This window comes from Caulobacter sp. GW456-12-1-14-TSB4 (assembly GCF_059424195.1).
In genome coordinates this window covers 14,045-32,904 of the sequence record NZ_JBWKZF010000007.1, presented here as the reverse complement: position 1 = coordinate 32,904, position 18,860 = coordinate 14,045, and the positions used below count along the sequence as shown (strand labels likewise).

Sequence of the window (18,860 nt, the reverse complement as noted above, 5' to 3'; positions counted from 1 at the left end):
TGTCCCCGGACCACACAGGATATGACGAGATGAACAAGCTCCTTGGCGCGGTCGCGACGATCGCCCTGCTCGCCGTCGCCGACCAAGCTCACGCCGCCCGCGACTACGTCTGGGCCGCCGGCTCCTCGACGGTGTTCCCCTTCTCCACCCGCGTCGCCGAGAACTTCTCGAAGAAGACCGGCAAGAAGTCGCCGAAGGTCGAGAGCCTGGGCACCGGCGGCGGCATCAAGATGTTCTGCGGCGGCGCCGGCGAGCAGTTCCCCGACATCGCCAACGCCTCGCGTCCGATGAAGAAGTCCGAGTTCCTGGCCTGCCAGAAGGCCGGCGTGAAGGACATCGTCGAGATCAAGATCGGCTTCGACGGCATCGTCGTGGCCGCCGACAAGAAATCGCCGGACTTCAACTTCAAGCTCGAGCAGCTCTATATGGGTCTGGCCGACCAGAGCGCGAAGGGCACGGCGACCGTCAAGAACCCCTACAAAACCTGGAAGGACGTCAACGGCGCCCTGCCGGCCAACCGCATCCTGGTGTACGGCCCGCCGCCGACCTCGGGCACCCGTGACGCCTTCGTCGAGCTGGCCATGGAAAATGGCGCCGCCAAGATCCCGTTCCTGGCCGCTCTGAAGGCTTCGGACGAGAAGAAGTTCAAGGCCACCGTCTCGCCGATGCGCACCGACGGCGGCTGGGTCGACGCGGGCGAGAACGACAACGCCATCGTCGGCACCATCGAGAAGACCCCGAACGCCCTGGGCGTCTTCGGCTACTCGTTCCTGGAAGAGAACGCCTCGCGCATCAAGGGCGCGGCGATCAACGGCGTGAAGCCGACCCCGGCCTCGATCGCCAGCGGCCAATATCCGCTGTCGCGTTCGCTCTACATCTACGTGAAGAAGTCGCAGGTCGGCGTGACGCCGGGCCTGAAGGACTTCGTCAGCGAGTTCGTGTCGGACTCGGCCACGGGTCGCGGCGGCTACCTGCAAGGCCGCGGCCTGATCCCGCTGCCGCCGGCGGTCCACGCCCAGATGAAGACCAAGGCTGGCGCCATGCCCGCCATGCCGGCTCCGAAGGAATAAGCGTCCTTCGAGCTTGAGTTTGGAAAGGCGGTCTCCTCGGAGGCCGCCTTTTTTATTTGTCCCAGGACGGCTGGTCGGGACCAAACTCCTCGAAGCTCACCGCCACGCCGGGGTCGTCGTCCAGGCAGCCGGCGGCGATGGCCAGGATGCGGCCGCTCTCGGGATCGCCCAGCGACGTCCCGCAGCGCTTGCAGAAGCTCCGCGTCAGCCGGAACGGCGGCCCGGGACGGTAGTGGGTGAGCAGTTCGCGCCCCGCCAGCCAGTGGAACGCCTCGGCCCGGACATAGGCATAGACGCCCGACCCGGCCTTGCGGCACCGCGAGCAGTGGCAGGCCCCCATCAGCAGCGGCGGCTCGAACAGCTCGAAGCGGACCCCGCCGCACAAGCAGCTACCCTTGATCGTCAATACGCATCTCCTTGATCACTCAAGGATTCTGCGCCTCCCCTGCCGCCAGCTATGTGTCAGCAGGGTGATGGGGCGGGTTGTCGCACCGTGTAGCGGGCTACCGCGTCCGCGAGGTCATGCCGGCGGCGGCGGCGTCGTCGGCGACTTGCGGGTCGAGGGTCGGCGCGGGGGCGGTCTGGCGCTCGGACGGCGTGGCCAACACGGGCGTCTCGGCGACCGGGGCCGAGGTCTCGACCTTGTGCGGAGCGGGCTGGGACGTGGTCGAGCGCGCCGACATAGCCGCGGTGGCCGCATCATCGGCGGCGGTGCGCGTTTCGGACGGGCCGTCCTCGTAGCCGCCGTCGCTGGCGGTCAGGAACAGGATCGTGCCGAACGTGGCCAGGACGCCGACGATGAAGCCGAGGATGATCCAACCGAACGGATTGCCGCGACGCTCACTCATCTGACTGGGATCCCCTGACGCCGATACAAGCCGGCTACCACGCTCTAAACGCCTGAACTAGAGCTTGGTTACCCGTTTCGGCCCTGAGGGGAAAGACGGTCCTAGGTGCCCGACCACTTGCGGACCGGACCGACGTCGACGTGGACGAAGTTGCTGGTCGGGTAGTAGCCGACGCCGCCGCGTCCCAGGTCCAGAGCCGCCTGGCGGACATAGCGCAGGTCGACGTCCTCCAGCTTGATGTCCATGGCCTTGCCGTCCATGTGCAGGCTGCGCTTGGCCACCTCGCCGCTGCGCTCGGCCAGCAGCTTGTTGGTCGCCGGCGAGCGGTAGCCCGAGATGATCTGGAACGGCGACTTGCTCTGGGTCTTGGCCCGGATCTGGTCGAGGATGTCGTAGAGGCCCGTGTCCATCGGATGGGTCTCGTCGTTGCGATAGTCGCGCAGCACCTTGTTCAGGGCCTCGACGGCGTCGGGCACGTACTCGCCCTTGTCCCAGTAGACCGCTTCCAGCTTCTCGTCGGTGTGGATGTTGCGCAGGTTGATCCAGCGCGGCTCGACGGCCGAATTCGAGGCGAACGTCTCGACCGGCGTCGGGCGCAGGCCCACCGGCGGAACCGGAGCGGCGGCCGGGGCTTTTCCTTCCAGGATCGCGCCGATGATATCGTCATCGGCCCGCGCGTCGGCGACCGGCAACAGCCCGGCGCCAAGAACGCCAAGCCCCATCTGGAGCAGCTTACGTCGATGCATTGGTACGCCTAAACCCCGACACTAAGGTTGGGGAGGAAACCGCAACGATGTTAACAAATCAAGCGGAGCCAGGACGAAGTGCGGCGATACGCTGCACCAGCTCGCGATCCCAGCCATACGGGTCATCGCGGAAGTTCACCTGCCCGTCCGGGGTCACATAGGCCGTCCAGTAGAGCAGGAAGACCGCGATCTGCTGCGGCAGCTTGGCCCGCACGGTGTCGCCGGTCGCCAGGGTCGCGTCGATCTTTTCCGGCGTCCAGGTCGCGTCGTCGCCCATCAGCGCCTTGGCCAGTTCGGTCGGCTTCTGCAGGCGCACGCAGCCGTGGCTGGCCAGGCGGCTGAAGCTGTCGAAGCGGGCGCGGCTGGGGGTGTCGTGCAGATAGACGCCGTAGGGGTTGGCGAAGTCGAACTTCAGCTTGCCCAGCGCCGCCAGCGGGCCGGCCTTCTGCTGCAGGCGCGAACCGCCGTCGCCGGTCGGGATGACGACGAAGTCGTTGCGGCGCAGATAGCCGGGGCTCTTGCGCTCCTTGGGCCACAGCTCCTTGGAGGCGATCGAGGACGGCACGTTCCACGGCGGGTTCAGGACGATCGAGTGGATCATCGACGACAGCATCGGCGTCTCGTCGCCCGGACGGCCGGTGACCGCGCGCATGGTCAGGGTCGGGGTGTCGTGGCTGAACACCGACAGGATGGCGGCGGCGACATTGACCTGGATGCGGTCGGCCGGCAGCACCTGCGGCAGCCAGCGCCAGCGCTCCATATTGGCCTCGATCTGGTCCAGGCGCCGCTCGACGGGAACGTTCAGCGCCTCCAGCGTGGCCTTGCCCACGACGCCGGTCGGATTGAGGCCGAAGCGCTTCTGGGCCCGCTGCACGGCCTGGGTCAGGGCGGCGTCGAAGATCGGCGCGCCATCGACGGCGATGGTCGGGTCCTCGGCGGCCAGGCGGGCTTCCAGCGCCACGACGCGGGCGCCGGTCGAGCCTTCCTTCAGGTCCGGACCGGCGGCCAGCGGCGCCCAGCCGCCCCGGGCGGCGATGTCGCGATAGGTGGCCAGGCCCTTCTGCAGGGTCTGGTAGCCGGTATAGGGCGGCGGCAGGGTTCCCAGCCACGCGGCCAGGCGATCCTGCTGGACGGCGGCGTAGAACTCCGGCGCCGGGTCGTAGGCCGCGGGCTTGAGGCCCCACTCGTTCATGAAGGCGCTGACCGGCAGCCGGCCCGAGCGCACGGCCTTGGCGTAGGCCAGGGTCAGGTTGATCAGCTGGGTCTGGCCGATGACGCGGGTCATGCCGTCGCGCGACTGCAGCTGGGCGATGGCCTGGTCAGGCGAAAAGGCCCCGGGCTCGAAGCCATGCAGATACGCGTCGCCCAGCACCTGGCGCAGCAGATCGATCTGCTCGGACCGCAGCTGGATGTTGGAATAGTCCGGCTGCATCGGCGACGGCCGGGGGGCATAGACCAGAGGAGCGGCCTGCTGGGGCGCTGCCTGTGGCGGACGGCCGCCGGCCAGGGGCGGACGCTGCGACTGGGCCTGCGCGGCTTCAAGCGACAGCAGGCTCATCGCCGCCGCCAGGACGCCGCAGGTTCTCGAAACTCGCATCACCGTCAAGCAGCCCGCCCGCATACGCGCGGACTTGCCGCGTCAAGGTTTCCAGATGGCCGTCGTCGGCCCTCCGCGTCAACGAAGGTAGCGTGAAAGGCGAGCCTTCCAGGCTGCTCCCGACAACGTTTTCCGACAACAGGAACCCGCAAGCCACACCGTCGGTTTCATTCAAAACGGGGACCTCGGCAAAACCAGGCGGCGTAAGGCATGCACCAGAAGACTCTCGACCTCTATCCGATCGGCAACTGCGCCGTCAGCGCCCTGATCGACACCGAAGGCCGCTTCGTGTGGGCCTGCGCGCCGCGCGTCGACTCCGATCCGGTGTTCAGCGCCCTGCTCGACAACGCCGACATCGAAAGCGCCGAGGCCAAGGGCGTCTGGGACGTACTGGTCGAGCGCCGGGCCGAGACCCGCCAGGGCTATCTGCGCAACACCCCGATCCTGCGCACCGAAATCGCCGACGAGGACGGCGCTCGGTTCGAGATCCTGGACTTCGCGCCCCGCTACATCCAGCACGGCCGCACCTTCCGCCCGACCGCCTTCATCCGCCTGATCCGGCCGATCATCGGCGTGGCCCGCATCACCCTGCGCGTGCGCCCCACCGCCGGCTGGGGCGCCAAGATCGCCGAGCACACCTCCGGCTCGAACCACATCCGCTATCTGTGCTCGGACATGACCCTGCGCCTGAGCACGGACGCGCCGGTCTCGCACATCCTGGAGGAGCGCACGTTCCGCCTGGAGCGTCCGATCGCCATGTTCCTGGGCGCGGACGAAGGCTTCGACGCCAATATCGGCGCGACCTGCGAGCGGATGCTGCGCGAGACCGACAGCTATTGGAAGCACTGGGTGCGCGGCCTGGCCGTGCCGCTGGAGTGGCAGACGGCGGTGATCCGCGCCGCCATCACCCTGAAGCTGTGCATGCACGAGGAGACGGGCGCGATCGTCGCGGCCCTGACCACCTCGATCCCCGAACACGCCGACAGCGGCCGCAACTGGGACTACCGCTACTGCTGGCTGCGCGACGCCTATTACGTGGTCCAGGCCCTCAACCGCCTGGGCGCGGTCGATATCCTGGAGAACTATCTGGGCTATCTGCGCAACATCGTCGACCGGGCCGGCGGCGGTCACATCCAGCCGCTGTTCGGGGTCGGGTTCGAGGAGGTGCTGACCGAGCGCTTCGCCCCCGACCTGCCCGGCTATCGCGGCATGGGACCCGTGCGTGTCGGCAACCAGGCCTTCGAGCACATCCAGAACGACGTCTACGGCCAGATCATCCTGTCCACGGTTCAGGCCTTCTTCGACGAGCGCCTGCTGCGTCCGGCCACGGTCGATGACTTCGAGGCCCTGGAACCGGTCGGCGAGCGCGCCTTCCAGCTGCACGACCAGCCCGACGCCAGCCTGTGGGAGTTCCGCGGCCGGGCCAACGTCCACACCTATTCCTCGGCCATGTGCTGGGCGGCCTGCGACCGCCTGGGTAACGCCGCCGAGAAGCTGGGCCTGAAGGAAAAGGCCGCCCTGTGGAACGGTCGCGCCGCCCAGGTGCGCCAGGTCATCGAGGACCGCGCCTGGAACGACAAGCTGGGCCGCTTCGCCGCCACCTTCGAGGGCGACGAGCTGGACGCCTCCCTCCTCCAGCTGGTCGATCTGCGCTTCCACGCCGCCGACGACCCGCGCAACGTCGCCACCCTGGCGGCGATCGAGGACGGTCTCCGTCGAGGCGCCTATCTGCTGCGTTACGCCATCCCCGACGACTTCGGCTCGCCGCAGACGGCGTTCAACATCTGCACCTTCTGGCTGATCGAGGCCCTGCACCTGTCGGGCCGCTCCGAGGAAGCCCGCGCGCTGTTCGAGGACATGCTGTCGCGCCGCACGGGCGCCGGCCTGCTGTCGGAGGACATCGGCTTCGCCGACGGCGAACTGTGGGGCAACTATCCCCAGACCTATTCCCTGGTCGGATTGATCAATTGCGCCGTGCTGCTAAGTCGGCCTTGGACCTCCGTCAGATAGACTTGGGGTCCGCCAGACTTGCAGAGCTGTGTTGCGGCTTTGACATCCGGCCGTCACAACTTGCAGGCAACTGCGAAGGCGGGACGCTCTAAAATTCGGAGAAGCTCTTTGGTGAGCCGCAAACTGGCCTTGGCCGGCGTCTCTTTGCTGGGCCTTTGGGGGTGTGTCGCGACCACCGCTTATGCGCAGCAGGCGACTACGCCCGCCCCTACTCCACAGCAAGCCCCCGCCAAGCCGGCAGCGCAGAAGCCCGTGACGCCGGAAGACCTCGACACCGAGGTCGAGGCCGTCACCATCACCGCCAGCGGCAAGCCCTATGGCGCGGTGATGGGCGACATTCCGCCGGAGGAGACCTTCAGCGCCGCCGACGTCCGCTCGTTTGGGGTGTCGTCGATCACCGACCTCTTGACCGAGCTGACGCCCCAGACCACCAGCGGCCTGGGCGGCGATCCGGTCGTGCTGCTGAACGGCCGCCGCATCTCCGGCATGGGCGAAATCCGCGACGTGCCCACCGAGGCGATCCAGCGGGTCGAGATCCTGCCCGAGGAAGTGGCCCTGAAATACGGCTACTCGGCCGACCAGAAGGTCGTGAACGTGGTGCTGCGCCAGCGCTTCCGCGCCGCCACGATCGAGGGCCAGATCGGCGGCTCGACGGCTGGCGGCCAGCTCAGCGAGATGGCCAACTACAGCCGCCTGCAGCTGAACCGAGACGGCCGCACCAACATCGCCGTGAAGATCCAGAACAGCGACCGGCTGCTGGAGAGCGACCGCGACCTGATCAGCCGCAACGACAACGGCCTCTACGACCTGGTCGGCAATATCGGTCCCGCCCTGCCCGGCGCGAGCCAGATCGATCCCTTGCTGCCCGTCGCCGTGGCCGGCGTCCCGGGCTCGGCGGCCAGCGGTCGCCCGGCTCTGTCGGCCTTCACGCCCGGCGTGGCCAACACCAGCGACCTCAGCGACAGCCGCACCCTGTTGCCCGAGAACCAGCAGCTGACGATCAACAGCGTCACCAACCGCTACATCCTGGACCGGGTGTCGGCGACGCTGAACCTGGGCCTCACCGCCTCGCGCAGCAATTCGCTGCTGGGTCCGGCGCGGGCGCGGCTGGTGATCCCCGGCGGCGACCCGTTCTCGCCGTTCAGCCAACCGGTGGCGCTGTACCGCTATCTGGGCGAGCTGGCCCCGCTGGAGCAGAACAGCCGCAACCTGGCCGGCCATGCCGGCTTCACCCTGACCAAGGACACCGAAGACCTGCGGCTGTCGCTGACCGGCAATTACGATCACGCCATCAGCCGGACCGAGACCGATCGCGGCGTCGACCTGACCGGCGTCCAGACCCGCCTGACCGCGCTGGACCCGACCCTGAACCCGTTCGCGCCGCTGGCCGGACTGTCGTTGACCCAGGACCGCGCGCGCTCGACCACCGACACGGGCGACCTGCAGTTCGTCGCCAACCGCTCCCTGTTCAAGTTCGCGGCCGGGGACCTGTCGACCACGTTCAAGCTGGGCGCGACGGGCACGAAGCTGAACGCCAAGTCGTTCCGCAACGGCGTCGAGACCGACAGCGACCAGTCGCGCGGCGACATCAACACCCAGGTCAGCTTCGACCTGCCGCTGGCCAGCCGTCGCAAGGGCGTGCGGGCGGGGCTCGGCGACCTCTCGGCCAACCTGAACCTGGCCGCCCGCCAGGTCTCGGACTTCGGGACCCTGACCACGATCGGCGGCGGCCTCAACTGGTCGCCGCTCAAGCCCGTCAGCTTCATCGTCTCGGCGACCCGCCAGGAGAACGCGCCCAGCATCGCCCAGCTGGGCAATCCGCTGGTCACCACGCCCGACGCGCGGGTCTTCGACTACGTGACCGGCCAGACGGTCGACGTCACCCGCATCAGCGGCGGCAACGCCAACCTGCGGGCAGAGGAGCGCAACGTCCTGAAGTTCGGCGTCAATGTCCGCCCCGAGAAGATTCAGGGCCTGACCCTGAACGCCAACTACACCCGCACCCGCATCGACAACCCGGTGGCCGGCTTCCCGGCCGCGACGGCGGCGGTCGAGGCGGCCTTCCCCGACCGCTTCACCCGCGACGCCGACGGCAACCTGACCCGGATCGATAGTCGCCCCGTGAACTTCGCCAAGCGCGAGAGCGAGCAGATCCGCTGGGGCCTGAACTTCTCCCGCCAGATCGGCAAGACCCCGCCGCCGCCGCCCGGCGGCTGGCGCGGTCGCCAGGGTGGCGGCCAAGGCGTAGGCGGCCAGCGCCAGGATGGCTCGACCGTCCCCGGCGCCGACCTGCTGCGCCGCACGCCCAGCGCCGCCGGCGGCGACAGCGCCCCGGCCCGTGCGCCGCAGCCCGACGACCAGGCTCAGAACCAACAGCAGCAGACCCAGCCGCCTCAGACCGGCGAGGAACCGCCGCGCCCGAACTTCGGCGACCGTGGCGGCGCCGGCGGTGACGGTCCCCGTTTCGGCGGCGGTGGCGAAGGCGGCGGACGCGGCGGTGGCGGCGGCTTTGGCGGCCGGGGCGGCGGCGGTGGCGGCAATCCGCGCGCCACCCGACTGCAGCTGGGCCTCTTCCACACCATCCACCTGCGCGAGCGGGTCGAGATCGCCGACGGCATTCCGGCGCTGGACCTGCTGAAGGGCGACGTTCTGGGCTCGGGCGGCGGCCAGCCGCGTCACGAGGTCGAGGCCCAGGCGGGGATCACCAAGTACGGCCTGGGCGCGCGCGTCTCGGCCAACTGGCAGAGCGCCACCCACGTCAGCAGCGGCGTCGGCGGGGCGTCCACCGATCTGGACTTCTCGGACCTGGCGACGGTCAACCTGCGCCTGTTCGCCGATCTCAGCGTCCGGCGCGAGTTGATCCAGGCTCATCCGATCCTGCGCGGCGTGCGCCTGACCTTCGCGATCAACAACCTGTTCGACGAGCAGCAGACGGTGCGCGACGGCACGGGCGTGGTCCCGCTGACCTACCAGCCGGATTACCTGGATCCGCGCGGCCGGGTGGTGTCGTTCAACGTCCGGAAGCTGCTGTTCTAGGGGCGCCCATTCGGTAGGCAGCAGTGCGAAATCCCGTGAGCTTCAGCGCCTCGCGGGATCGAACCCGGCCGTGCGGCGTTCTTGGCGCATGTTGCTTACTGATGAGGGGGTTCTCGCCATGACCGCGGCTCACACGGTCTCGCGCCTGGAATCTGTCGATCTCCCGCCCCCGCCTGTCGATTTGCCGCGCCGCTGTGCGCTGTTCCTCGACCTCGACGGCACGCTGGCGCCGATCATGCCGCGTCCCGACGATGTCGGGCCTGACGCCCGCCGCGCGCGGGTGCTGGCCCGCCTGCGCGAGACGTTCGAGGACCGCGTGGCGGTCGTCAGCGGCCGGGCCCTGTCCAACCTGGACTACATCCTGGGCGGCGGGGTGCCGGCGATCGGCGCCGTGCACGGCCTGGTGCGCCGCACCGCCGACGGCCAGGTCATCGAGCGCGAGCCGCATGCCGGCCTCGCCGACGCCCGCCGCATCCTTGTGGAGCTGGCCCACTGCGAACGCGGCCTGCTGTTCGAGGACAAGGGCCTGTCCGTCGCCCTGCACTACCGCAACGCTCCGGCCTGCGCCGAGGCGGTGATCGAAGCCGGCGAGCGCCTGTCGCAGTCCACGGGCCTCGTGCTGCAACTGGGCGACATGGTCGTCGAGCTGCGCACCCCCGGCGCCGACAAGGGCGCGGCCGTGACCGCCTTCCTGCGCGAGGCCCCGTTCCTGGGCGCCATGCCGGTGTTCATCGGCGATGACCTGACCGACGAGGACGGCTTCGCCGCCGCCAATCGCCTGGGCGGCTTCGGCATACTGGTCGGCAACCGCCGGCCGACCGAGGCGCGCTACAGCCTCCCGGACACCAACGCGGTCTTCAAATGGCTGGAGGGCCTGTCTGCCCCGGTGATCGCATGAGCCGGCTGATCGTCGTCTCCAACCGCGTCAATCCGCCGAATCCGGCGGAGGGCGGCGAAGGTTCGGTCGGCGGTCTGGCCATGGCCCTGGCCGCCGCGCTGCGGGAATATTCCGGCATCTGGTTCGGCTGGAGCGGCAAGACTATCCCGGAGTTCACCGGCCAGCTGAACATGCAGCGGATTGACGGGGTCACGGTCGCCACCGTCGATCTCGAGGAGACCGACTACCAGGAATATTATAACGGCTACGCCAACAAGACGCTGTGGCCGCTGTTCCACTACCGCGTCGACCTGACCGCCTATGACCGCTCGTTCGGCGAGGGCTATGACCGGGTCAACAAGCGCTTCGCCGAGACCCTGCTGCCGCTGATCGAGCCGGACGACATCGTCTGGGTCCACGACTACCACCTGATCCCGGTGGCCCGGGAGCTGCGCCGGATGGGCGTGACCAACCGGATCGGCTTCTTCCTGCACATCCCCTGGCCGGCCCACCAGCTGGTGGTCACCCTGCCCCGCCATAAGGCGCTGGTGGAGGCGCTGTTCCACTACGACCTGATCGGCTTCCAGACCGAGGAGTCGCTGCAGGCCTTCGAAGGCTACGTCTTCAACGAGGTCAACGGCTCCAAGAACGAGCGCGGCGAGCTGGTCGCGTTCGGCCAGCGCACCCAGGCCGCGGCCTTCCCGATAGGAGTCGACGCGGCCGACTTCGCCCAGATCGTCCAGGGCGAGACCGCCCGCAAGGTCTACGACCGGATGATGGCCCACAGCGTCTTCCGCAAGATGATCGTCGGCGTCGACCGCCTGGACTACTCCAAGGGCCTGGAAGAGCGGCTGATCGGCTTCGAGCGGTTCCTGCACGATCATCCGGACCTGGTCCGTGACGTCATGCTGCTGCAGGTCGCCCCGATCTCGCGCGACGAGGTCGAGGCCTATCAGGACCTGCGCGCGCGGCTGGACGGGCTGATCGGGCGGATCAACGGCGCCTATGCCGAGATGGACTTCACGCCGATCCGCTATGTGAACCGCAGCTATCGCCGCGACGAGCTGGCCGGGATCTACCGCGCCGCCCGCGCGGCCCTGGTGACGCCGCTGCGCGACGGCATGAACCTGGTGGCCAAGGAATATGTCGCGGCCCAGGACCCGAACGATCCCGGCGTGCTGATCCTGTCGCGCTTCGCCGGCGCGGCGCGGCAGATGAAGGACGCCCTGATCATCAACCCCAACAGCCCCGAAGAGATCTCCGACGCGCTGGAACGGGCCCTCTCCATGGAACTGCCGGAGCGCAAGCGCCGCTGGGAGGCCCTGTTCGACAACGTCAACCGCGAGGACGTCACCGCCTGGCGGGACGATTTCGTCACCGCGCTACGGGCGCGGTCGGGACCCGAAGGCGGGAAACCGGAAACGCCCGCGCCGAAGGTGCGCAGCCTGGACGTGGCGGCCAAGGCGCTGAAGGCCGGGCCGGAAGCCAAGGCGATGCGCGCCTAGCGCCTCGCCGGCGCATCGTTGGCGATTTCCGGCGAGGACGTCCGCAGCAGATGATTTCGCCCCTGCGGCGTGATCTCCCAGCCGCCACCGCCGTGACGCGCCAAGCCCAGGACCGTCAGGGCTTGCGCGGCGGCGATATTGATGAAGCCCGAGGACACGCCGGGCTGGCGCTCGGCCAGGCTTTGCAGGGCGCGTTGCTGGTTGGCGGGCAGCAGCTCGATCTTGGCTTGGGTCATGTCACTCCACGGCGCTGAGAGCGAAGCCGCCAGCAAGGCCGCATCCACCAGATATCGTGGGTTCAGCCTAGCATATTTCGCGTAGGCCGACGGACGATCTTGGGATTTTCAAAAGTCGTTTTTGCGCGGACCGGAAATCCAGGCGCGTTTCCGATACGTATTCCATCACGGAATATTTTCAGCCCTCAAAGAAAAATGCACTTCGGTTCGCTGGCAATTAAATTGTACGCACCAGCGTATTTCATGTTAACCGTTGATTATGCGCGAAATTAACAACCGAACTATTCTGAATGTTCTGCGTCACGAGGGTGGCTGGACCGTCGAGCAGGATGGCGACTATTTCGGCCAGTCGCCCGACAAGGAGGTCTCCAAAGCCGCCGCTCATCGGCGGGCGACCAGCCTGAACGCGTCCGGTCAGGCCTGTCAGGTCCGGGTCAGCGGCGAGACCGGCTTCTGGGCCCGGTCGTGAGCAAGACCGCCCTGCCCAAACCCCCGCCCTCGCCCGCCGTCGTGTTCGGCGGGCAGATCGAGACCGCGCTGGCCGGTGGCGTCCTGGCGAAGACCATGACCCTGCGCCTGACCCTCAACGACGGTCGGCGGTTGCGGCGGGATAACGACATCCCGCTGGAACAGATCAGCTACCTGGGCGGTCAGATGCACTTTCGCGGCGTCCGCGTGGTCGAGGGCGGCGTGATCACCAGCGTCCTGGACCAGCCGGCCGCGACCTAGGCCCGACCTACTTCTCCGCCATCCCGTCGATCAGCTTCTTCAGCCGCTCCACCTCGTCCGCCTTCAGCGGGCGGTGCTGGGCGAAGTGGCTGATCAGCGGGGCCAGCTGGCCTTCGAACAGGCGGTCCAGCAGACCCTGGCTCTCGGAGTGGACATAGACGCTGCGGTCGATCAGCGGGCGATAGCCGTGCTTGCCGTCGGCGCGCTCGGACTTGATCGCTTTCTTCTTCAGCAGGCGGTTGATCAGTGTCTTGACCGTGGCCTCGCCCCAGGCCTGGGACGCCCCGACCTCGGCGACCAGGTCGTCGGCCGACATCGGCTGGCGACGCCAGAGGGCCTCCATGACATGCGCTTCGGCGGCGGTGATGTGCATGACACTTACATCCGTAATTCACCGGGGACGCTATACCCGCTATTACGTGTGTCAAGCGCGGCGCCGCGAACTTGAGATTTGACGCGCGTCAGGCGAAACCGCACGCACTTTCGCCTGACGCGCTCAGGCCGCTCTAGCCGCCACGATCAGACCCATCGGCGCATGGTCTTCCAGCAGCGGGGCGAGGCTGAGCTCGATCTCGCGCTCGCCACCGTCCTTGACCAGCAGAGTCGCGCCGGTGACCGCCGGCTCGTTGGTCCGCATCACCGCCTCGATCCGCGCCGACAGGGCGTGACGCTCGGCCGGGCGCACCACGTCGGTCAGGCGGTAGTCGATCAGCTCCTCGACCTTGAAGCCGGTCATGGCCGCGAACCGCTCGTCCAGCTCGGCGAACGCGCCGCGCACGTTCAGCCGCGCGGCGCCGACATCGTGCAGGTTCGAGGTCGCCGTCCGGAACGCCACCGCCGCATCGAACCGCCGCCGCAGGTCGCGCTCCTCGCTGCGATTGAGCAGCAGCAGGGCCACCCCGCCCGGATAGGGGAAGGCCCGCATGCTGCAGCGCCGCTCGCCGCCGGGCGCGGCGCTGGCCTCGAACTCGCAGATCTCGCCCGCGCTCAGCGCCCGTCGCAACTGCTCGCCGATCATCGCCTGGCAGGGCGCGGGGAAAAGCTCCGACCACGACAAGCCCTCCAGCTGGCCGACGCTCAGCCCCGCCAGCGCCTCGAACGGACGGTTGACGACCACCGCCTTCAGCGACTCGTCGAAGGCCACGAACGCCTCGCTCATCGCGCCGAGCAGCGCCGCCAGCGCCGTTTCGGACCGTCCGTGCGCCGCGCGCACGGCGCCCTCGTCCGTCAGGCCGAAGAACAGGCCCGCCGACACCACCGCCACGCGCGGCCGGCCGTGGTGGGTGACGATGACCGGCGCCTCTAGCGCGCGATCCTGCCAATGTCCGAAGTTGCGGCTGATTTCGGCGGCCGTGACCGACAGGGGTTCCGAGTTCAGCGTCTTCATCACAGCCTCCTGGCTGTCCGCAAAATCCGCAAAACGCTCAACCGCCTCGCCTTAAGGATGATGGACCCGGGCGACACACGGCAACGCTATAGTTGCACAACGCGTGTCACAACAGCCGAGACGCGCGGGACCTCTGCGGCAGGACGTCGCACTTATCACGGGAAATCCGTCTTCCGGTCTCGTTACCAATCCCAAGTCGTGTGGATGCACTCTTCTCCCCTCGGAGGAGAGGAGACGTCACATGAAGGGACGCTCGAACAACAAGAGACCGCGGGGGAGCGAAAGCGGATCGGTGGCGGTGGAGTTCGCCATCCTGGGTCCGATCTTCATGGTGCTGGTCATGGGGATCATGGTCTGGGGCCAGTTCTTCTGGATGTCCCACGCGGTGCAGCAGCTGGCCAACGACTCGGCCCGCGCGGCCCTGGCCGGACTGGACGCCGGCGAGCGCGAGCACCTGGCGCGCGACACCCTGGGCGAGGAAGTCGGCGACTACGCCAACCTGAAGGCCGCCGCCGCGACCATGGTCGTGGAGACCCTTGGCGACCGCATGGTGGTCTCGGTCCGCTATGACACCTCGGACGCCGGCTTCCGGGCGCTGACGGGCCTGGTCCCCGCCCCGCCCCAGACGCTGGTGCGTCAGGCCACGGTGCGCCTGGGGGGCTACTGACATGGCCCGCAAGCGCTTCGCCTCGAACCAAGATGGCGGCGTCGCCATCATCAGCGCGGTCAGCATGCTGACCCTGGTGGGCTTCTCGGCCGCCGCGGTCGATCTGGGCTCGGTGTTCATGGAGACCCGCCGCCTCCAGGGCGCGGCCGACCTGGCCGCCATGGCCGCCGCCCGCGACCTGGACCACGCCCAGGCCGCCGCCGAGGCCACCGCCCGCGACAACGGCTGGACCGGCCCTCTCGCCGTGAACGTCGAGAAGGGCAGCTACCAGGCCAACCGGGCCCTGGCGGCCGGTGAACGCTTCACCGCCGGCGCCAATGACCCCGACGCGGTGCGTGTGAAGCTCAGCGGCGAAACCCCGCTGTTCTTCGGCCAGGCCCTGCTGGGCAAGCCGACCCTGACCATCCGCCGCCAGGCCACGGCGGCCCGCGCCGAGCTGGCCAGCTTCTCGATCGGCACGCGCCTGGCCTCGCTGAACGGCGGCGTGGCCAACGCCCTGCTGGCGGGCCTGACCGGTTCGCAGGTCAACCTGTCGGTCATGGACTACCAGGCGCTGGCGACCGCCGATGTCGATCTGTTCGACTATCTCGACGCGCTGAAGCTGGACCTGGGCCTGCAGGCCGCCTCGTACAACGATGTGCTCGGCGCCAAGCTGACCACCGGCCGCGCCCTGCGGGCGCTGGGCGCCACGCTCGACACCCAGGGCCAGACCCGCGCCGCCAACGCCGCCAAGGCCCTGGCGCGGGCCGCCGGCGATCGCACGCCGGCCCAGCTGAGCAGGCTGTTCGATCCGGGCCCCTACGGCGCCCAGGGTCACGTCACCGGCGGCCATGGCGCGACCGTGCGACTGGACGCCCTGAACCTGTCCAAAGCGGTGCTGGCGCTGTCCAACGGCGATCGGCAGGTGGCCCTGGACCTGGGCGCGGCGGTTCCGGGCCTGGCCGGCCTCAAGGCCTGGCTGGCCATCGGCGAGCCGCCCAACAACGCCCCCTGGATGACCATCACCGCCAGCCGCGACGTCATCGTCCGCACGGCCCAGACCCGCCTCTATCTGGAGGCCAAGGTCGGCGGGACAGGCCTTCTGCAGGTCGCCGAGATCAAGCTGCCGCTGCTGGTCGAAGCCGCCTCGGGCGAGGCCCGGCTCAAGGCCATGGCCTGCGCGGCCGGCGAAGCGACCCTGGACGTGCGTCCGGGCCTGGGGACCCTGGCGGTCGGCGAGATCGACACCGGCAAGCTGGCGGACTTCAAGACGCCCCTGACCCCGACCGACGCCGCGATCGCCAAGGCCCCGCTGTTCAGCGTCACCGGCAAGGCGTCGGTGTCGCTGGGCGGCAAGACCTGGCAGCCGGTCCGCTTCAGCCAGAGCGACATCAAGACAGGCGTGGTCAAGACGGTCGCCACCCACGACCTGGCCCAGGCCAGCATCGCCACCTTGTTGGGCCAGCTGTCGCTGAAGGCCAACCTCCTCGGCCTGGGACTGAACCTTGGCGAGAACGCCCTCACCAGCGCCACCGCCGCCCTGCTGACGCCCCTGGGCGCGCCCCTGGACGAGGTGCTGGACGCCCTGACCGGCTTGGTCGGCGTGCGCCTGGGCGAGGCCGATGTGCGCATGAACGGCCTGCGCTGCCGCGACGCGGCGCTGGTCGCCTGAATCCCTCTCTAGGACTTGAACCCCTCTCTAGGAAAGGAACACCCCGATGCCCCTGCCCTATCACCGTCTGCGGCTGGTCGACACGACGCCGGCGGCCGAGCTCAACCTGCTGGGTTCGGTCTTCGAGGCGCCCAATATCCGGGGCCAGCTGCACGCGATCTGCGCGCTCTATGCCCACACCCCCGTCCAATCGCGCCGCGCCGAGCTGATCGACGCGCTGGAGGACCTGACCCTGGAGGTCGCCCACCTGATGGCGCTGGACCTGCTGGAAAACGGCTGGCGACGGGAGCCTAGGCGCTAGGGCTTCGACCCCAGTGGCATGGCGGCTTCCCGATATCTCCTGGACCTGTCCCTAGCCCATCGCCAGGGCCATGGCGGCCAGCAGGGTCTGGGGTTCGATCGGCTTGGGCACCGCGCCCTTGAACAGGGCCGGATCCAGGATCGGATCGCGGTCGGCCGAGAAGGCCAGGATCGGCGTGATCCGGCCGTCGGCCGCATCGCGGATGCGACGAGCCGCGCCCTCCCCGTCCAGGCCGGGCATGCGCAGGTCCATCAGGATCAGGTCGAAATCGCGGCGATCGGCCAGGTCCACGGCCTCGCCGCCGTCACGGGCCTCGGACACCTCGATGTTGAAGGCCTGCAGGATGGTGCGCAGCAGGATGCGGTTGGCGGCGTTGTCGTCGGCGACCAGCACCGAGCGGCCGTCGACCCGCGCGGCGTAGTCCTCGGCGTCGGCCTCGACCGGCGCATCGTCATGCGCCACCTGCAGCGGCAGCGAGAACCAGAAGCGCGAGCCGTCGCCCGGCGTGCTCTCGACGCCGATCTGGCCGCCCATGATCTCGACCAGACCCTTGCAGATGGCCAGGCCCAGCCCCGCGCCGCCGCCCTGGCCGCCGCCCTCGACCTGCGAGAACCGCACGAACAGTTGCTCGACGCCCTCGGGCGAGATGCCAGGACCGGTGTCCTGCACCGTCCAGACCAGCGACGCGCCGTCGGCCGAGGGGGCCAGGGTGACGATGACCGCGCCCGTCTCGGTGAACTTCACGGCGTTGCCGGCCAGGTTCAGCAGCAGCTGGCGCACGCGGTCGCGATCGACCAGCACCCGCTCGGGCGTGGCCGGATCGACCACCAGCTCCAGAGCCAGGCGCTTCTCGGCGGCCAGCGGGGCCAGCAGCTCCAAGGTGTCGCGGACGCAGGCCTGCACGGCGACCGGACGCGGCCGGATCTCGACATGACCGTCCTCCAGCTTCGAGAAGTCGAGGATGTCGTTGATCGTGTGCAGCAGGGCCTCGCCGGCGTTCATGATCCGGTCGACCAGCACGCGGTTCTCGGCCCCAAGCCCCTCGTCGCGGGCGATCAGGCGCGAGAAGCCCAGCACCGCCGTCAGCGGCGTGCGCAGCTCGTGGGTCATGTTGGCCAGGAAGGCGGCCTTGGTGCGGGCGGCGGTCTCGGCCTCCCCGCGCGCCTTCAGCAGCTCGACCTCGCGCTCATGCTGTTCGGTGACGTCGCGGACCACGCCCATCAGCGCCGTCTTGCGGCCGGCGGCGTCCAGCTCCACGGCGGTCAGGGCCTGCAGGCGGCGCTCGCGGCCGTCGTCGGGGCGGGTCCAGCGGAAGTCGATGAACGGCCCGGTTTCGCCCAGCGGCCGGCTCTGGTCGACCAGGGCGCGGACCAGGGCCCGATCGTCGGGATGCACGCGCGAGAAGATGACGTCGCCGGAGATCGGCGCCCCGCGCGGCAGGCCGTGCAGGTCGTACATCTGGTCCGACCAGTCGCTGCGCCCGGTGACGTAGTCGAAGCTCCAGCGGCCCAGGCCGCCCATGATCTCGGCCATGCGCGCGCGGCTCATCTCGGCCTCGGCTTCGTCGCGGGCCATGGCCAGCTCGACCAGCAGGCCCTCGCGCTCGCTGTGCGCCAGCTGCTTGGCCAGGGCCGCGCCCAGCGTCTCGGCGACCAGGCTGACGGTCTCGATGTCGTCGGCGTCGAAGGCGTCCGGCGCGGCGTCGAAGGCCTTCAGCACCCCCACCGCCCGGCCGTCCTGGAACAGCGGCGCGCAGACCATCGAGCGGATGCCGATCTTCTCGCAATTGGCCCGGTCGACGCGAGGGTCGGCATGGGCGTCCGTGCAGTGCATCAGCCGCCCCTGCAGGGAGGCCTGGCCCGACAGCGAGGCGGCCCGCGACAGCCTCAAACCGCGATATTGGGCGTTGGCGGCGTCGATGGCGACATAGACCATCTCCTCGCCGTCCACGAGTTCGACCGCCACCCCGCCTGCGTCGAACACCGAGCGTAGAAGATCGACCGACATCTGCATGAATTCGTCGATCTCGAAATCGGCAGACGCAATCTTCGATTGCGCACGGCAGATTTCAAGCAGGTGGCGATTACGCCGTTCCAGATAATCCAGGACCTTATCCTGCTTATATACCACCGGTTGCACCTAGATAACGCAAGTATCTCGAAGAGAGCTTAACTATATAATTCTTGTGACCGTTATATCT

Annotated in this window: 18 protein-coding genes; 10 read left to right on the top strand and 8 right to left on the bottom strand. The window is 68.8% G+C overall.

From position 1 onward, the window contains the following. Positions 1 to 29 precede the first annotated feature (29 nt). On the top strand, positions 30 to 1,070 hold the full coding sequence (locus tag AC07YH_RS08625; RefSeq protein WP_494746590.1) for a substrate-binding domain-containing protein: 1,041 nt from the start codon (positions 30 to 32) through the stop codon (positions 1,068 to 1,070). Between the two features lie 52 nt (positions 1,071 to 1,122). On the opposite strand, the gene AC07YH_RS08620 is transcribed toward AC07YH_RS08625, so the two are convergent. From AC07YH_RS08620 to AC07YH_RS08605, 4 genes are all read right to left on the bottom strand, one after another. Continuing rightward, a complete protein-coding gene (locus AC07YH_RS08620; RefSeq protein ID WP_494746589.1) occupies positions 1,123 to 1,476 on the bottom strand; it encodes a GFA family protein in 354 nt (117 codons plus the stop codon). 97 nt (positions 1,477 to 1,573) lie between these two features. Beyond that, complete coding sequence (locus AC07YH_RS08615; RefSeq protein WP_494746588.1) at positions 1,574 to 1,918, bottom strand: hypothetical protein; 345 nt, start codon at positions 1,916 to 1,918, stop codon at positions 1,574 to 1,576. Positions 1,919 to 2,019: 101 nt separating this feature from the next. Continuing rightward, positions 2,020 to 2,664 carry a peptidoglycan L,D-endopeptidase MepK gene (mepK, locus tag AC07YH_RS08610; protein WP_494746587.1) on the bottom strand — a complete coding sequence of 215 codons (645 nt, stop codon included), beginning with the start codon at positions 2,662 to 2,664 and terminating at the stop codon, positions 2,020 to 2,022. Between the two features lie 58 nt (positions 2,665 to 2,722). Continuing rightward, positions 2,723 to 4,264 (bottom strand): L,D-transpeptidase family protein, encoded by a 1,542-nt coding sequence (locus AC07YH_RS08605; protein ID WP_494746747.1) that lies wholly within the window; start codon positions 4,262 to 4,264, stop codon positions 2,723 to 2,725. 207 nt (positions 4,265 to 4,471) lie between these two features. Between AC07YH_RS08605 and AC07YH_RS08600 the strand changes: the two genes are divergently transcribed. The 4 genes from AC07YH_RS08600 (at position 4,472) to AC07YH_RS08585 (ending at position 11,689) form a co-directional block, all read left to right on the top strand. Then, the gene (locus tag AC07YH_RS08600; RefSeq protein WP_494746586.1) at positions 4,472 to 6,271 is read left to right on the top strand and encodes a glycoside hydrolase family 15 protein; all 1,800 of its coding nucleotides are present in this window, start codon (positions 4,472 to 4,474) and stop codon (positions 6,269 to 6,271) included. A gap of 111 nt (positions 6,272 to 6,382) precedes the next feature. Further along, a complete protein-coding gene (locus tag AC07YH_RS08595) occupies positions 6,383 to 9,307 on the top strand; it encodes a porin family protein (RefSeq protein ID WP_494746585.1) in 2,925 nt (974 codons plus the stop codon). A 118-nt stretch (positions 9,308 to 9,425) separates the two neighbouring features. Beyond that, entirely contained in the window at positions 9,426 to 10,205 is a 780-nt protein-coding gene (gene otsB / locus AC07YH_RS08590) for a trehalose-phosphatase (protein ID WP_494746584.1), read from the top strand. Beyond that, positions 10,202 to 11,689, top strand: coding sequence for an alpha,alpha-trehalose-phosphate synthase (UDP-forming) (locus tag AC07YH_RS08585; RefSeq protein WP_494746583.1), 1,488 nt, complete (start codon positions 10,202 to 10,204; stop codon positions 11,687 to 11,689). Before otsB ends, AC07YH_RS08585 begins: the two co-directional genes overlap by 4 nt. On the opposite strand, the gene AC07YH_RS08580 is transcribed toward AC07YH_RS08585, so the two are convergent. Beyond that, positions 11,686 to 11,925 carry a hypothetical protein gene (locus AC07YH_RS08580; RefSeq protein WP_494746582.1) on the bottom strand — a complete coding sequence of 80 codons (240 nt, stop codon included), beginning with the start codon at positions 11,923 to 11,925 and terminating at the stop codon, positions 11,686 to 11,688. The two genes, AC07YH_RS08585 and AC07YH_RS08580, sit on opposite strands and share 4 nt — an antisense overlap. Before the next feature lie 259 nt (positions 11,926 to 12,184). Between AC07YH_RS08580 and AC07YH_RS08575 the strand changes: the two genes are divergently transcribed. Next, a complete protein-coding gene (locus AC07YH_RS08575) occupies positions 12,185 to 12,394 on the top strand; it encodes a hypothetical protein (protein WP_494746581.1) in 210 nt (69 codons plus the stop codon). Beyond that, positions 12,391 to 12,654 (top strand): hypothetical protein, encoded by a 264-nt coding sequence (locus AC07YH_RS08570; protein ID WP_494746580.1) that lies wholly within the window; start codon positions 12,391 to 12,393, stop codon positions 12,652 to 12,654. The genes AC07YH_RS08575 and AC07YH_RS08570 overlap by 4 nt, the downstream gene beginning before the upstream one ends. A 7-nt stretch (positions 12,655 to 12,661) precedes the next feature. Here the strand turns inward: AC07YH_RS08570 and AC07YH_RS08565 are convergent, their stop codons facing one another. Then, complete coding sequence (locus AC07YH_RS08565; RefSeq protein ID WP_494746579.1) at positions 12,662 to 13,027, bottom strand: BlaI/MecI/CopY family transcriptional regulator; 366 nt, start codon at positions 13,025 to 13,027, stop codon at positions 12,662 to 12,664. Positions 13,028 to 13,150: 123 nt separating this feature from the next. Beyond that, positions 13,151 to 14,041: a PAS domain-containing protein gene (locus AC07YH_RS08560; protein WP_494746578.1), complete on the bottom strand. Its 891-nt coding sequence runs from the start codon at positions 14,039 to 14,041 to the stop codon at positions 13,151 to 13,153. Between the two features lie 292 nt (positions 14,042 to 14,333). On the opposite strand from AC07YH_RS08560, the gene AC07YH_RS08555 reads away from it, so the two are divergent. Genes AC07YH_RS08555 through AC07YH_RS08545 form a run of 3 tightly spaced genes read left to right on the top strand, consistent with a single transcriptional unit; the run spans position 14,334 to position 16,660 of the window. Next, positions 14,334 to 14,708 carry a TadE/TadG family type IV pilus assembly protein gene (locus AC07YH_RS08555; RefSeq protein ID WP_494746577.1) on the top strand — a complete coding sequence of 125 codons (375 nt, stop codon included), beginning with the start codon at positions 14,334 to 14,336 and terminating at the stop codon, positions 14,706 to 14,708. 1 nt (position 14,709) lies between these two features. Next, positions 14,710 to 16,359 carry a TadG family pilus assembly protein gene (locus AC07YH_RS08550; protein WP_494746576.1) on the top strand — a complete coding sequence of 550 codons (1,650 nt, stop codon included), beginning with the start codon at positions 14,710 to 14,712 and terminating at the stop codon, positions 16,357 to 16,359. A 46-nt stretch (positions 16,360 to 16,405) separates the two neighbouring features. Further along, positions 16,406 to 16,660 carry a hypothetical protein gene (locus AC07YH_RS08545; RefSeq protein WP_494746575.1) on the top strand — a complete coding sequence of 85 codons (255 nt, stop codon included), beginning with the start codon at positions 16,406 to 16,408 and terminating at the stop codon, positions 16,658 to 16,660. A 51-nt stretch (positions 16,661 to 16,711) separates the two neighbouring features. Here AC07YH_RS08545 and AC07YH_RS08540 read toward each other — a convergent pair whose 3' ends face one another. Beyond that, positions 16,712 to 18,790 carry a hybrid sensor histidine kinase/response regulator gene (locus AC07YH_RS08540; RefSeq protein WP_494746574.1) on the bottom strand — a complete coding sequence of 693 codons (2,079 nt, stop codon included), beginning with the start codon at positions 18,788 to 18,790 and terminating at the stop codon, positions 16,712 to 16,714. Positions 18,791 to 18,860 lie beyond the last annotated feature (70 nt).